The organism is Cryobacterium sp. CAN_C2 (genome assembly GCF_015751745.1).
Taxonomy (GTDB): Bacteria; Actinomycetota; Actinomycetes; order Actinomycetales; family Microbacteriaceae; genus Cryobacterium.
This window is the reverse complement of sequence record NZ_JADOUX010000009.1, coordinates 23,060-35,060: the sequence shown is the minus strand read 5'-3', so window position 1 is coordinate 35,060 and position 12,001 is coordinate 23,060. Positions and strand designations below refer to the sequence as shown.

15 protein-coding genes are annotated in these 12,001 nt (G+C 67.5%); 9 read left to right on the top strand and 6 right to left on the bottom strand.

Annotation, left to right across the window (positions count from 1 at the left end):
- Nucleotides 1-182 precede the first annotated feature (182 nt).
- From IWX77_RS08980 to IWX77_RS08970, 3 genes are read left to right on the top strand one after another with little or no spacing between them, the layout of a single operon-like run.
- Entirely contained in the window at nt 183-1,862 is a 1,680-nt protein-coding gene (locus IWX77_RS08980; RefSeq protein ID WP_196844172.1) for an FAD-dependent oxidoreductase, read from the top strand.
- Nucleotides 1,859-2,161, top strand: coding sequence for a rhodanese-like domain-containing protein (locus tag IWX77_RS08975; protein WP_196844171.1), 303 nt, complete (start codon nt 1,859-1,861; stop codon nt 2,159-2,161). The genes IWX77_RS08980 and IWX77_RS08975 overlap by 4 nt, the downstream gene beginning before the upstream one ends.
- Nucleotides 2,154-2,444 (top strand): metal-sensitive transcriptional regulator, encoded by a 291-nt coding sequence (locus tag IWX77_RS08970; RefSeq protein ID WP_442784453.1) that lies wholly within the window; start codon nt 2,154-2,156, stop codon nt 2,442-2,444. The genes IWX77_RS08975 and IWX77_RS08970 overlap by 8 nt, the downstream gene beginning before the upstream one ends.
- 414 nt (nt 2,445-2,858) lie before the next feature.
- Here the strand turns inward: IWX77_RS08970 and IWX77_RS08965 are convergent, their stop codons facing one another.
- Both IWX77_RS08965 and arsB read right to left on the bottom strand, forming a co-directional pair.
- Nucleotides 2,859-3,263 (bottom strand): arsenate reductase ArsC, encoded by a 405-nt coding sequence (locus IWX77_RS08965; protein WP_196844169.1) that lies wholly within the window; start codon nt 3,261-3,263, stop codon nt 2,859-2,861.
- A 25-nt stretch (nt 3,264-3,288) separates the two neighbouring features.
- Nucleotides 3,289-4,359, bottom strand: a complete 1,071-nt coding sequence (gene arsB / locus IWX77_RS08960; RefSeq protein WP_297414552.1) for an ACR3 family arsenite efflux transporter — start codon at nt 4,357-4,359, stop codon at nt 3,289-3,291.
- A gap of 158 nt (nt 4,360-4,517) precedes the next feature.
- Between arsB and IWX77_RS08955 the strand changes: the two genes are divergently transcribed.
- The 4 genes from IWX77_RS08955 (at nt 4,518) to crcB (ending at nt 6,491) form a co-directional block, all read left to right on the top strand.
- Entirely contained in the window at nt 4,518-4,895 is a 378-nt protein-coding gene (locus IWX77_RS08955) for an ArsR/SmtB family transcription factor (protein ID WP_196844167.1), read from the top strand.
- A 127-nt stretch (nt 4,896-5,022) separates the two neighbouring features.
- A complete protein-coding gene (locus tag IWX77_RS08950) occupies nt 5,023-5,523 on the top strand; it encodes a universal stress protein (protein WP_196844166.1) in 501 nt (166 codons plus the stop codon).
- 138 nt (nt 5,524-5,661) lie between these two features.
- Nucleotides 5,662-6,114: a CrcB family protein gene (locus IWX77_RS08945; RefSeq protein WP_196844165.1), complete on the top strand. Its 453-nt coding sequence runs from the start codon at nt 5,662-5,664 to the stop codon at nt 6,112-6,114.
- Nucleotides 6,111-6,491, top strand: coding sequence for a fluoride efflux transporter CrcB (gene crcB / locus IWX77_RS08940; protein ID WP_196844164.1), 381 nt, complete (start codon nt 6,111-6,113; stop codon nt 6,489-6,491). Before IWX77_RS08945 ends, crcB begins: the two co-directional genes overlap by 4 nt.
- 90 nt (nt 6,492-6,581) lie before the next feature.
- Here crcB and IWX77_RS08935 read toward each other — a convergent pair whose 3' ends face one another.
- The 4 genes from IWX77_RS08935 to IWX77_RS08920 all read right to left on the bottom strand — a co-directional run bounded on the left by IWX77_RS08935 (nt 6,582) and on the right by IWX77_RS08920 (nt 10,096).
- Nucleotides 6,582-6,998: a CHY zinc finger protein gene (locus tag IWX77_RS08935; RefSeq protein ID WP_327012153.1), complete on the bottom strand. Its 417-nt coding sequence runs from the start codon at nt 6,996-6,998 to the stop codon at nt 6,582-6,584.
- Nucleotides 6,999-7,028: 30 nt separating this feature from the next.
- Nucleotides 7,029-7,916, bottom strand: coding sequence for a thioredoxin domain-containing protein (locus IWX77_RS08930; protein ID WP_196844163.1), 888 nt, complete (start codon nt 7,914-7,916; stop codon nt 7,029-7,031).
- A 326-nt stretch (nt 7,917-8,242) separates the two neighbouring features.
- Nucleotides 8,243-9,088: an NAD-dependent epimerase/dehydratase family protein gene (locus tag IWX77_RS08925; RefSeq protein WP_196844162.1), complete on the bottom strand. Its 846-nt coding sequence runs from the start codon at nt 9,086-9,088 to the stop codon at nt 8,243-8,245.
- A gap of 3 nt (nt 9,089-9,091) precedes the next feature.
- Nucleotides 9,092-10,096, bottom strand: a complete 1,005-nt coding sequence (locus IWX77_RS08920; RefSeq protein ID WP_196844266.1) for an aldo/keto reductase family protein — start codon at nt 10,094-10,096, stop codon at nt 9,092-9,094.
- Between the two features lie 110 nt (nt 10,097-10,206).
- On the opposite strand from IWX77_RS08920, the gene IWX77_RS08915 reads away from it, so the two are divergent.
- Together IWX77_RS08915 and IWX77_RS08910 are read left to right on the top strand one after the other, a co-directional pair.
- The gene (locus tag IWX77_RS08915) at nt 10,207-11,373 is read left to right on the top strand and encodes an ROK family transcriptional regulator (RefSeq protein ID WP_196844161.1); all 1,167 of its coding nucleotides are present in this window, start codon (nt 10,207-10,209) and stop codon (nt 11,371-11,373) included.
- Nucleotides 11,370-11,810, top strand: coding sequence for a hypothetical protein (locus IWX77_RS08910; protein WP_196844160.1), 441 nt, complete (start codon nt 11,370-11,372; stop codon nt 11,808-11,810). Before IWX77_RS08915 ends, IWX77_RS08910 begins: the two co-directional genes overlap by 4 nt.
- Nucleotides 11,811-12,001: the final 191 nt, after the last annotated feature.

Here is a 12,001-nt window from a genome sequence, read left to right as displayed (position 1 = left end):
GTCGGAGATGCCTTCCGTGTGAGTGCGTTCCCGGCCCGGAACGCGGGCCCATGTTCTATCCTGGGCCCGCGTGCGTAAGGTGGGCCCGGGTTCGTCAGGCAGGCCCCGGCGAGCGCTGGGTGGGCGTGCGTACGGGCTTGTGCGCAAATACCCTATGGGGTATCCTCGACCCGGAGGTAAATGTGAAAATCATCATCGTCGGCGGAGTTGCGGGCGGCATGTCGGCGGCCACCAGGTTGCGCCGGCTCGACGAGACGGCCGAGATTATCGTGTTCGAGCGCGGGCACTACGTGTCGTTCGCGAACTGCGGCCTGCCCTATTTCGTCGGGGGCGTCATCCGTAATCGCGCTGAACTGCTGTTGCAGACCCCGGAATCCCTCGGTAGCCGCTTCGCGCTCGACGTACGCATCGACACCGAGGTCGTGCGGATCGACCGCGTTGCCCAGACCGTCTCGGTGCGCAACATGCTCACCGGCGCCGAAAGCGTCGAGGGCTACGACCGCCTCGTGCTCGCGGCCGGTGCCTCGGCCCGAGCCGGTGCAACCGACAGTCCCATTCCGACGCACACGCTGCGCACGGTCGACGACGTCGACCACATCACCGCGGTACTGGCGACAGTGGGCGCGGCATCCGCTGTGGTCATCGGTGGCGGCTTCATCGGCCTCGAAGCCGTCGAAAATCTCGTGCATCGCGGCGTTCGCGTGACCCTGGTGCAGCGCGGACCCCAGATCTTCACCCCGCTCGACCCCGAAATGGCGGCCCCCGTGCTCGACCGGCTGCGCGAACGCGGCGTCGACGTGCGACTCGGTACTACTGTGACACGGGCCACCAGTATCGGGGCTGCCGAGCCCGGCCTGGTCGAGCTCAGCGACGGCACGAGCGTGCCCGCCGACCTCGTGATCGACGCGAGCGGCGTGCGCCCCGACCTGACCCTCGCCGAGCAGGCCGGCCTCAGAATCGGCCAGAGCGGCGGCGTCTGGGTCGACGACACCCAGGCCACGAGCGACCCGCTCATCTTTGCGGTCGGCGACGGCGTCGAGAAAACCGATGCCGTCAGCGGCGCAGGCCAGCTCGTCACCATGGCCGGCCTCGCGAACCGCCACGGGCGCTCCGTCGCCGACAGCATCGCTGGCACCCCCGAGCACGCCGCCCCGGCCCTCGGCACCGGAATCGTCGGAATCTTCGGCCTCACCGTGGCTCTGGTGGGCTGGAGCGAGAATCGCCTCGTGGCCGCCTCGCGCGCCCACCGCATCGTGCACACCCACCCCGCCAACCACGCCGGCTACTATCCCGGCGCGGAGGGGATGTCCATCAAGCTCCTGATCGACGCCGAGTCCGACGCTATTCTGGGCGCGCAGATTGTGGGTGGTACGGGGGTGGACAAGCGCATCGACGTACTGGCGGTCGCGATGGCGGCGGGGATGAGCGCATCGGCTTTGATGCGGCTGGAACTCGCCTACGCGCCGCAGTACGCCTCGGCGAAAGACCCGATCAATCAGCTCGGCTACGTCGCCGATAACCTCGCGCAGGGTACGAGCGTAAACCTGCAATGGCACGAGTTGGAGGCGATGCGCGCGACCGGCTCCGTGCTCGTCGATGTTCGTTCCCCGGGTGAATTTCTAGCCGGCAGCATTCCGGGCGCGATCAACGTGCCACTCGACGACCTGCGCAAGCGACTGGGCGAGCTGCCGCGGGTACCGCTGATCGTGCACTGCCAGGTTGGCCAGCGCGGGCATACCGCCGCGCGCATTCTCAGCCAGCACGGATTCGACGTGCGCAATCTCGATGGCGGCTACCGCACCTGGCTGGCCGGAACGTCTAGCCTTAGTGTTTCCTCACCTGCTGAAAGGGTTCTCGTATGAAAGAAATCACCGTCACCGAGCTGTCCGTACTCTCCGCGCCCGTCGTCGTTGACGTGCGCGAACCGTGGGAGTTCGACGCCGCTCACGTTCCCGGCGTCATACACATTCCGATGGGCGAGGTCGTTGAACGAATCGGCGAGATTCCGGCGGATGTGCCGGTGCACGTCATCTGCGCCGTCGGCGGACGCAGCGCGCAGGTCGCCGAGTACTTGACCCAGCACGGGCACGACGCCATCAACATCGCTGGCGGTACGAATGCCTGGCAGCAGGCCGGACTTCCCATTGAGCAGGGTGCCTGAGGTGGCGATCAAACCCGACGCGGACTCCCGAACTGCCGAGCAGAAGAAGATTCTCAACCGGCTGCGCCGTGCGCAGGGGCAGCTGACCGCGGTGATCGCCGCGGTCGAGGGCGGCGGCAACTGCCGCGATGTCGTCACTCAGCTCGCCGCCGTGTCGAGTGCCCTCGACAAGGCCGGCTTCGTCATCGTCTCCACGGCGATGCGCCAGTGCCTCGAGAACCCCGACAACGAGAACTCGCTGACGGTGCCCGAGCTCGAGAGGTTGTTCCTGACTCTCGCGTAGCGGTTGTAGCTTGACCCCGCCTTCCGGGCCCGGGCCCGGAACGTGTCGGATCGGATCGGATCGAGGCGCAGTGCGGGCCACTGCGATGCCCCGGGCCGCCACAACTCACCGCCGTGACAACTGCACTGCGGTGGTCGTTGGTGCGACGGCTGGGAGCGGCAGGAACCGCAGTCACGCCGGTGGGACAGACGCCGGTATCGGATGGCACGAGTTGCACGAGGCGGGCCGTGGCCACGGTGCCGGCGCACTCGTCGTCGTCTGGCCAGCCGGCTCAACGAGCTCCCCGCCGACGAAGCGTTCACTGGTTTCTGCGGCGAACACAACAAGGAACGAGCCAGTGAGTTCGCCGGCCAGTCGTGTGAGCGACTCATCGGGGTGGCTCAGGCCGCAAAAGGCCGCGCGGGTTGGTCGTGATCAGGCCTGAACGGGCAGAATCTCGGCGAGGAGCCGCTCGATGCGCGCCTTGATCTCATCGCGAATCGGGCGCACGCTCTCGATGCCCTGACCGGCCGGGTCGTCGAGCTGCCAGTCCTCGTAGCGCTTGCCGGGAAAGATCGGGCAGGCGTCGCCGCAGCCCATGGTGATCACGACGTCGGACTGCTTGACCGCCTCGGTCGTGAGAATCTTCGGTGAGTTACCCGTGATATCGATGCCCTCTTCGGCCATCGCGGCGATCGCGACCGGGTTGATGCGGTCTTTCGGTTCAGATCCGGCCGAGAACACGTCGACGCGACCCTGCGCCAGGGCGTTCAAAAATCCAGCGGCCATCTGCGAGCGCCCGGCGTTGTGCACGCAGACGAACAGTACCGAGGGTTTCATGGAACTCTTCTTTCTTCAGGGTGGACTAAACGAGTGTGCGAGCGGATGCCGCGGCCGGCGTCGGCGTGTCGGCCGCCGGCATCCGCTCGGGAAACAGGCGGGGTTTGAGCCAGAGAGCGACGTAGACGAGGGCGAGGAGGGCTGGAACCTCGATCAGCGGACCAACGATGCCGGCGAGGGCCTGACCGCTGAGTGCGCCGAAGGTTCCGATAGCGACTGCGATCGCGAGCTCAAAGTTGTTGCCGGCAGCCGTGAAGGCGAGCGTCGTGGTGCGCTCGTAGGTCATGCGCAGCAGGCGTCCGGTGAGAAATCCGCCCAGGAACATTAGAGCGAAATACAGAAGCATTGGCAGCGCGATGCGCGCGACATCGCCGGGGTGGTCGATGACCTGCTGGCCCTGCAGGGCGAACAACATGACGATCGTGAACAGCAGTCCCCAGAGCGCCAGCGGCCCGACCCGGGGCAGAAAACGCTCCTCGTACCAGTGGCGACCGCGTCGCGCCTCGCCGATGCGGCGGGACAGGTAGCCCGCGAGCAGAGGGATGCCGAGGAACACGAGCACACTCGCGGTGATCGCCCAGATCGAGAATTCGGCGCTCGTCGTCGACAGGCCGAGCCATCCCGGCAGCACTTGCAGGTAGAACCAGCCGAGCGCGCCAAAAGCGGCGACCTGAAAGACCGAGTTCACGGCCACCAGAAAGGCGGCGGCTTCACGGTCGCCGCAGGCGAGGTCGTTCCAGATCAGGACCATGGCGATGCAGCGGGCGAGTCCGACGATGATGAGGCCGGTGCGGTATTCCGGCAGATCGGGCAGAAAGATCCAGGCCAGGGCGAACATCAGGGCCGGGCCGACAAGCCAGTTCAGTAGCAGGGAGGAGACCAGCAGGCGCGTGTCGCCGGCGACCGCACGGGCATCCGTGTAGCGAACCTTGGCGAGCACCGGATACATCATGATGAGCAGTCCGATGGCGATGGGCACGCTGATCGACCCGATCGTGAACGCGTGCAGCAGGTCGCCGACGGCGGGAACGGACACGGCCAGAATCAGCCCGAGGCCCATGGCGGTGAGGATCCAGACTGGCAGTAGCCGGTCCATCGCGCCGAGCCGACTGGGGGTGGACGCCGTGGTGCTCACAAATCTCCAAGTGGTTGTGACAGCGGGGGTTCCATCGAAGCGCGGTAACATTGATCGTTGTCGATGCCTACGCTAGAACAATATATCGACCAATGTCAATCTAAGGAGACCGTGTTCAGATGACGTTTACCCGCACGCTTCTGCTGACCGACATTTCTCCTCCTGTTGCAGCAGCGGATGCCGCAGCCTGCTCTTCTCCGCTGGCCCGCGAGGCGATCGGCTCCCTGCACGCCGAGACTCTCGCCCGCTCCCTCAAGGCCCTCGCCGACCCGGCCCGATTGCGCATCATCTCCATCGTGGCCGCACACGCCGACCAGGAGGCCTGCGTCTGCGACCTGACCGGCCAACTCACGCTGAGCCAGCCGACGATCTCGCACCATCTCAAGGTGCTCGTGGAGGCGGGCTTTCTGGCCCGCGCCAAACGCGGCACCTGGTCGTACTACAGCCTCGTGCCCGGCTCGATCGACTCCGTCGCCGGGGTGCTCGCCGCCGTCTGACGCTGCCAGGGGCTGCGTTCGAACTCCTCGACCGGTTCAGCACCGCTCAGGCCAGGGCGGCCCTATCCGTTCGGCCGGAATGCGGCCAAGCTGATAACGGAGCAGTCGAGGCGACAAGGAGTTATTCGTGAGCACGTACGTGATCGTTGGAGTGACATCGGGCCAGCCCGACGCTGTCGTGCTGGCGGCCGCATCCTTTGCGGTCCAGTTTCACGCCGAACTCATCTGTACCACGGTCGAGCCGGGTAGATATGTCGTTGATGAGTTCGCCGACGGCAGCATCGTATCGCTGCCGGTCGACCCCGACCTGCTCGACCTCGATGAGAAGAGCTTTCCGGTCGCTCTGAGAACCCACCTGGCGACCCTGCTCGACGGTCGCAATCTGGAATGGTCGACCCGCGCCGTGGCGGGCGACCCCGCCCGCGCCCTCGCCCACCTCGCCGACACGCTCAGCGCCGCGATGATCGTGGTTGGCACCCGCGAGCGGGGCGTGCGGGCCAGCGTGCAGGAGTTCTTCGGCGGCTCCGTGGCGGTACACCTGGCGCACCGGCAGCACCGCCCGGTCGTGGTCATCCCGTTGGCACCGGTCGCCTTCCGCGATGAACTGCCGTGGGAATCCACCGACTAGGAGCGTGTATTCTGGCCACGGCGATGGATCCCGCCGGAGCATCCGCTCAAATTGACAGGGCTGATCGTTCCTACTGATTGCGACGGAACCAGCGATCGACCGGGTAGGTGAACCATCGACACGATCACGCCGCGCGCCGTGCACCTGCAATGGCGCTACCTCGGCCTCGTCTTTCTGGGTGGAACCGTGGGCACCGCCCTTCGCGAAGCGCTCGGGCTCGCGCTGCCGCCGGTCGATCTCACCATGGATGCCGGCCTGCCGCTGACCACCCTCGGTATCAATCTGCTCGGCGCCCTGCTGCTCGGGCTGCTGCTGGAAGCACTCGTTCGCCGCGGGCACGATGCCGGCCGCCGCCGCACCCTGCGCCTGCTGCTCGGCACCGGACTGCTCGGCGGATTCACGACCTACAGCGCCCTCGCGATCGACAGCGCCCTGCTACTGCGGGACGGCGCCGTTGGGATTGCCCTTGCCTATGCGCTCGGCACGGTTCTGCTCGGTGGCCTCGCTACCTGGCTGGGCATCGTGATCGGCGCGGCGCTGCACCAACGCAGGCGCGATGGCCAGGCACCCGCTGCGGGGGAGGATGGATGACCCCACTCCTGGTCCTGACAATCGCCGTCGCTGGCGGCGTGGGCGCGGCCGCGCGCCTCTATCTCGACGGCCTCGTGCGCTCCCGCCTCGGCGGCGCGTTCCCGTTTGGCACCACGATCATCAACGTGAGTGGCTCGTTGCTGCTCGGCCTCGTCACCGGCCTCGCCCTGAATCACCTGCTCGCGCCGGAGTGGGGTCTCGTGCTCGGCGTCGGCCTGCTCGGCGGCTACACGACGTTCAGCACGGCCAGTTTTGAGACCGTGCGGCTGGCCCAGGCCCACCGTTATCTGGCCGCGCTGGCCAACGGAATGGGCATGCTCGGGGCATCCGTTGCCGCCGCCGCACTCGGTCTCTGGGTCGGGCTCGCGCTGGGCTAGCGTTCCCGGGCCCATGGTGCGACCGCGTGCCCATAATCTTACCCGGGCCCGCGTTCCGGGCCCGGAACGACAGGTGGGGCAAGGATCTCGCTACGGCTCGTCGAAGTAGAGGTGCGCGTGCAGGCGGCAGCCGGGATTGAACTCGGCGGTGCAGCGCGGGCAGCGATCCGCCCGGCGATACTCCGTGATGCTGAGCTCACGATGGCAGGCGCCGCACAGAATTGCGAGCTCCGACCACTGCGCCAGCGGCCACCGCCGCGTTGCGTGGGGGGTGGGTTCGAGCCGCACGGCCTCGTCGTGGCATCGCGAGCAGGGGTAGTACCGCAGGCAGCAGGCGAATTTGATCGCCACGATGTCGCGTTCCGAGTGAAAGTGGATGCACCGGGTCGACGCATCGAGAACCGCCCCGAATACGGTCGGCGCGGCACCCGCCGCAGAGGGGGCCGCGCCGTCGTGCGCACTCATCGGGCTTTCATCGCGCTCATGTGGCGAGCGTTCGTCGGGCATACTCATCGGGCTTCGTACGAGTGGGCGGTGTTACTCGCCCGCTCCGGCAGCCGCGGTCATCTGGGCGGTGACGAAGGCTTCGAAGGCGGCAGCGTCGGTGAAGGCGCCGGTGTAGCTCACGCCGTTCACCAGCACTGTGGGCGTTCCCGTGACTTTTTCAACGTCGGAGTTGGGAATCGGTCCAGCGATCGCGCGTTGGGTCGACGCGGCGACCCAACCGGAATACGTCTGATCGGTGATGCAGCTGGCGACAGCGGTGGAGGTCACCCCGGCTCCCGCCACGAGGCTCGTCAGCTGAGCATCCGTCTTACCGTTCGAATTCTCGGTGGGCTGGTCGGCGAACATTGCCGTATTGAAGGCGAGAAAGTTGTTGGGGTCGTCGTTTGCCACGCAGGCGGCTGCGTTTGCGGCTCGGGTGGCGTACTTGGTGCCCGACGACAGCCGGTCGAGAATCGAGATCGGGTGGATCTCGACCGTCGCGTTGCCGGCGGTGACCCAGTTGGTGATCTGCTCACCGTTGGTGGTTTCGAAGTTGCCACAGATCGGGCAGAGGTAGTCGACGTACATCACGATATTGGCCGTGTTGGTCAGGGCAGTCTGGTCGGTGGCGATGGGATCGGCGTCGGCGGCGAGGGCGACCGTCGTGTCGGCGGAGACCGTGGTTCCGTCGCTGCCGAGCAGAATGCCGTCGCTGGCCATATTGGCCGGGCCCGGCGCCGCCGGAGCAGTGACGTTGTTCACGATAACGAGGGTCACGATGGCGACCACGGCGAGCAGGCCAACACCGATGCCGCCGCGCAGAAAGAGGCGACGGCGTTTGTCCCGCTTGACCTGTTCGGCGCGCATCAGCCGCGCGTGTTCGCGGGCCTCCTCGCGGCGATCTTTCTTGGGAGAGCGGGCCGGGCCGGAAGTGCTCATGCGGTAGTTCACCATTCATTCGTCGCTGCGCTGCCGGAGCAGCCGTTGCCTACGAGGCTAGTGGGCTGGCCTCACGGTCCGGTTCACGCCGGCCGGGAGGCGTCTGGGAGGCGACTGGGAGCCGACCAGAAGGCGGCTGGTAGAGCACCCGGGGGGTGCGCCACCTCGGGGACGTGGCCAATTCAGGAAAAGGCCGGCCGGCAGCATCCGGTGCCCGGGCAGACCGCGGATGCCGGCATGCCGGATCCAGATTTTCTGAATTCGCCACGGGGCACCGACCAGCCGGTCCACGCCGTATTCAACAGGTAGATCGGCTGGTGGACGCCCTACACGTGGTCGCGCCAGCTGTGCTCGGGTGCGAAGCCGAGCACGCGGCGGGCCTTCTCAATGCCGAGCAGCGTCTCGTGCTCGCGCACGACTCGTGTGAACGCGACGTCGGGAAAGACACTGGCGGCCAATTCCGCGCTGGGGCGACTCGAGACGGTATCGGCGGCGGCAATGATGAACCGGTCGAAGCCGGGGCCGGCCACCTCGAGCGCGCGCGCCACGGCCTGTGCGCCGTCGCGGCCGTCGATGTAACCCCACAGGTTCCACTTGCGAGTGAGCGGATCGGTGTCGTAGCCGGGAAAGGCCGCATAGTCGGCCGGGTCCATCACGTTGGAGAAGCGCAGGGCGGTGATGCTCAACCCCGGATCCCAGCGCACCAGCTCGATCGCCATCTGCTCCTCGAGGTGCTTCACCAGAGAGTAGGTACTCTCCGGTCGTGCTGCGTAATCCTCATCGACCGGCAGGTAGGGCGGATCGGTGTCAAACGGCAGTCCGAGCACCGTCTCGCTCGACGCGTAAACGATGCGGGTGATGCCAGCGCGCCGGGCGGCCTGGAACACGTTGTAGGTGGAGAGCATGTTGTTGTGGAAAGTGGCGACATCGGGGCGGATGCCCGGGGCCGGGATCGCGCCCAGATGCACGACCGCGTCGAACCCGTCGGCCGTGTCATCGACCCCCTGGAAGGCATCCGCCACCTCGCCGTAGTCGCGCAGGTTGATGTTCAGGAACCCGGGGCCGCGGGTGCCGGCCTGGTCCAGGTTCATGACCGTGTGGCCCTCGGCGCGCAGCCGGGTGACGACGGTGCGACCGAGCTTGCCGCTGCCGCCGGTGACGATGACGCGCACGCCTCAGGCCTCGCGCTTCGTCGGCGAGACGGTCTTGCGTGGGTCGGTTTCGGCGAGGTTGCCGATGGCCGAATCGATGCGTGTGAGCACCTCGGCGTCGAGGCTGACCCCCGCCGCCTTCACGTTGGCGGCCACCTGCTCAGGACGGCTGGCACCGATGATGGCCGACGCCACATTCGTGTTCTGCAGCACCCAGGCGATGGCCAGCTGCGCCATGGTGAGCCCGAGGTCGTCGGCGATCGGCTGCAGATTCTGCACGCCGGTGAGTACCTCGTCGGCCATCCAGCGCGAGATCATGTCCTTGCCGCCATGCTCGTCCGTGGCCCGGCTGCCCTCGGGCAGCGGCTGGCCCGGCCGGTACTTTCCGCTGAGTACGCCCTGCGCCACCGGCGACCAGACGATCTGCGAAACGCCCAGCTCGACGGATGCCGGCACCACCTCGTCGTCGATGACCCGCCACAGCATGGAGTACTGCGGCTGGTTGGAGATGAGCTGCACACCCAGCTCGGTGGCGAGCTTGTGCCCGGCGCGCAGCTGCTCGGCATTCCACTCGCTCACGCCGATGTAGAGCGCCTTGCCCTGGCGCACGACGTCGGCGAAGGCCTGCATCGTCTCTTCCAGCGGGGTCTCCACGTCGTAGCGGTGCGCCTGGTAGAGGTCGACGTAGTCAGTTTGCAGGCGGGTGAGCGACCCGTCGATGGACTCGAGAATGTGCTTGCGGGAGAGTCCCACATCATTGTGCCCCCTGGGGCCGGTCGGCCCGAACACCTTGGTGAAGATCTCCAGCGACTGGCGCCGTTCGCCCTGCAGCGCCTCGCCGAGCACGGTCTCGGCCTGGGTGTTGGCGTAGACATCCGCCGTGTCAAAGGTACTGATTCCGGCGTCAAGCGCCGCCCGCACGCACTGGGTGGCCACATCGTTCTCCACTTGGGAGCCGTGGGTGAGCCAGTTGCCGTAGGTGAGCTCGGAGATCTTCAAGCCGCTATTGCCGAGGTATCGGAATTCCATGTGGTCCTGTTCTGTCAGCTGCACTGTCGATTTGTAGACCGTGGCAACCTATCACGGTGTTCCGCATGCGGGCCGGGTAATCTGGGAGCCGCAACGACGAAGGGAACACCGTGCAGGGCTCCAGCAGTGACGACGTGCGACGGCACAACCTGGGCGTCATCCTGCGTTCCCTCCACCGCAACGGACCCGCCTCCCGGGCCCAGCTGACCCGCCTAACCGGGCTGAACCGGTCCACCATTGGCGCCCTCGTGGCCGAGCTTTCAGCGCGCGGCCTGATCCAGGAACGCGACCCCGACCCCACGCGGCTTGTCGGCCGGCCCAGTCCCGTGGTGGCGGCCAACCCCCGTGTGGCCGCGTTCGCCGTGAACCCGGAGATCGACGCGGTGACCGTGGGCCTGGTGGGGCTGGACGGCGTCGTACGCCGGCGCATCCGTCACCCCACCGAGCTGTCGCCAACCGTGGCCGAGGCTGTTGGCATCGCCGCGGCCGTCATTAACGACCTGCGAGCCGAGCTGGAGAGTGAGTATTCCCCCATCGGTATAGGCGTGGCGGTGCCGGGCCTGGTCCGGGTATCCGACGGTCTCGTGCGGCATGCCCCGCACCTCGGCTGGGTTGACGCGCCCCTGGCCGCGCTGCTCGCGGCCGCCACCGGGCTGCCGGTGCGCGCCGCAAACGATGCCAACCTCGGGGTCACCGCGGAGCGCTATTTCGGCGCCGGCCGCGACGTTGACGATCTCGTCTATCTGAATGGCGGCGCCAGCGGCATCGGCGGCGGCATTGTGGTGGGCGGTGTGTCGGCGCGCGGTGTAGCCGGATTCGCTGGCGAGTTCGGTCACACCCGGGTCAGCGGCGCTGAGCGGACCGACTCGGCCGGTATCCCCGGCACCCTCGAAGCCGAGGTGCGCCGCAGCGCGCTGCTCGGCGTACTCGGGCTGGAACGGGCGGATGCCGACGAGCTCGAACAGGCCCTGCTCGGCTCCCATGCGCCCTCCGTTCGCGCCGAGGTGAACCGCCAGCTTGACGCGCTGTCCGTGGCCCTGGCCGGTGCGGTGAACCTGCTCAACCCGGAACTGGTGGTGCTCGGCGGTTTTCTCGCCGCCCTGCATGCCGTCGACCCGGACCGGCTGCGCGCCGGGGTGGCCAGGCTCTCGCTCGCCGCGCCGAACGCGGACGTGCGGGTCTGCGCGGCCGCCCTCGGCTCCGACCTGCTCATGATCGGAGCCGCCGAGCTTGCCTTTGAATCGCTGCTGGAGGACCCGGCCGGCAGCAGCCGATGATCGTCTACGCCGGCCCGGCACTGCTCGTGCGGCTGCTGGTGCCAGCCCGCACCGGACCGGACTGGGGCGCCGCCCTGCGCGATTTCGCCGAGGTGCAGGTGGTTTCCACGCCGCTGGCCGTGGCCGAATGCAGCGCCGAGGCTGTGCTTGCCGGGCTGGAGCAGGGGATGACTGTCGAGTGCGTGCTCGACCGGCTCAGCACACTGGTTGACCCCGTTGACGGGCTGGTCGAGCTGGTTGACCTGGAACCGGTCGAGATGGAGGCACGGGCGACGAAGTTTGCCGCGAACGGGCTGGCGCTGGGCCACGCCCGGCATCTGGCGGCCGCCGAACTGTGCTTTCGCGACCTCGCCGAACCGGGGGAGAAGCTCGCCTTCGGCGCCGACGACGGCCGGCAGGCGCGGGTGGCGACAGCCTGCGGCTGGCATGTGCTCTGAGCTCGAACCCATCGCGTGGGAATAGCCGGACGCCGCGGGAACTTACTCTTGAAGCACACCCGCTCACGCCCGGACCTGTTTCGATGACGCAGGTGCCACTCGCTGGACCGACAGGTGCAGCCGCGCGCGGCCCGGCTGCAAGGCGATTACGGCCCGCTGCGGCGGTCGGCTCCGAGCATCCGTTGCCCCGA

Excerpts from the sequence above, each read along its gene's own strand:
- IWX77_RS08975 (WP_196844171.1), top strand. The coding sequence starts at position 1,859 with ATGAAAGAAATCACCGTCACCGAGCTGTCCGTACTCTCCGCGCCCGTC.
- IWX77_RS08965 (WP_196844169.1), bottom strand. The coding sequence starts at position 3,263 with ATGAAACCCTCGGTACTGTTCGTCTGCGTGCACAACGCCGGGCGCTCG.
- arsB (WP_297414552.1), bottom strand. The coding sequence starts at position 4,359 with ATGGACCGGCTACTGCCAGTCTGGATCCTCACCGCCATGGGCCTCGGG.
- IWX77_RS08955 (WP_196844167.1), top strand. The coding sequence starts at position 4,518 with ATGACGTTTACCCGCACGCTTCTGCTGACCGACATTTCTCCTCCTGTT.
- crcB (WP_196844164.1), top strand. The coding sequence starts at position 6,111 with ATGACCCCACTCCTGGTCCTGACAATCGCCGTCGCTGGCGGCGTGGGC.
- IWX77_RS08935 (WP_327012153.1), bottom strand. The coding sequence starts at position 6,998 with ATGCCCGACGAACGCTCGCCACATGAGCGCGATGAAAGCCCGATGAGT.
- IWX77_RS08930 (WP_196844163.1), bottom strand. The coding sequence starts at position 7,916 with ATGAGCACTTCCGGCCCGGCCCGCTCTCCCAAGAAAGATCGCCGCGAG.
- IWX77_RS08920 (WP_196844266.1), bottom strand. The coding sequence starts at position 10,096 with ATGGAATTCCGATACCTCGGCAATAGCGGCTTGAAGATCTCCGAGCTC.
- IWX77_RS08910 (WP_196844160.1), top strand. The coding sequence starts at position 11,370 with ATGATCGTCTACGCCGGCCCGGCACTGCTCGTGCGGCTGCTGGTGCCA.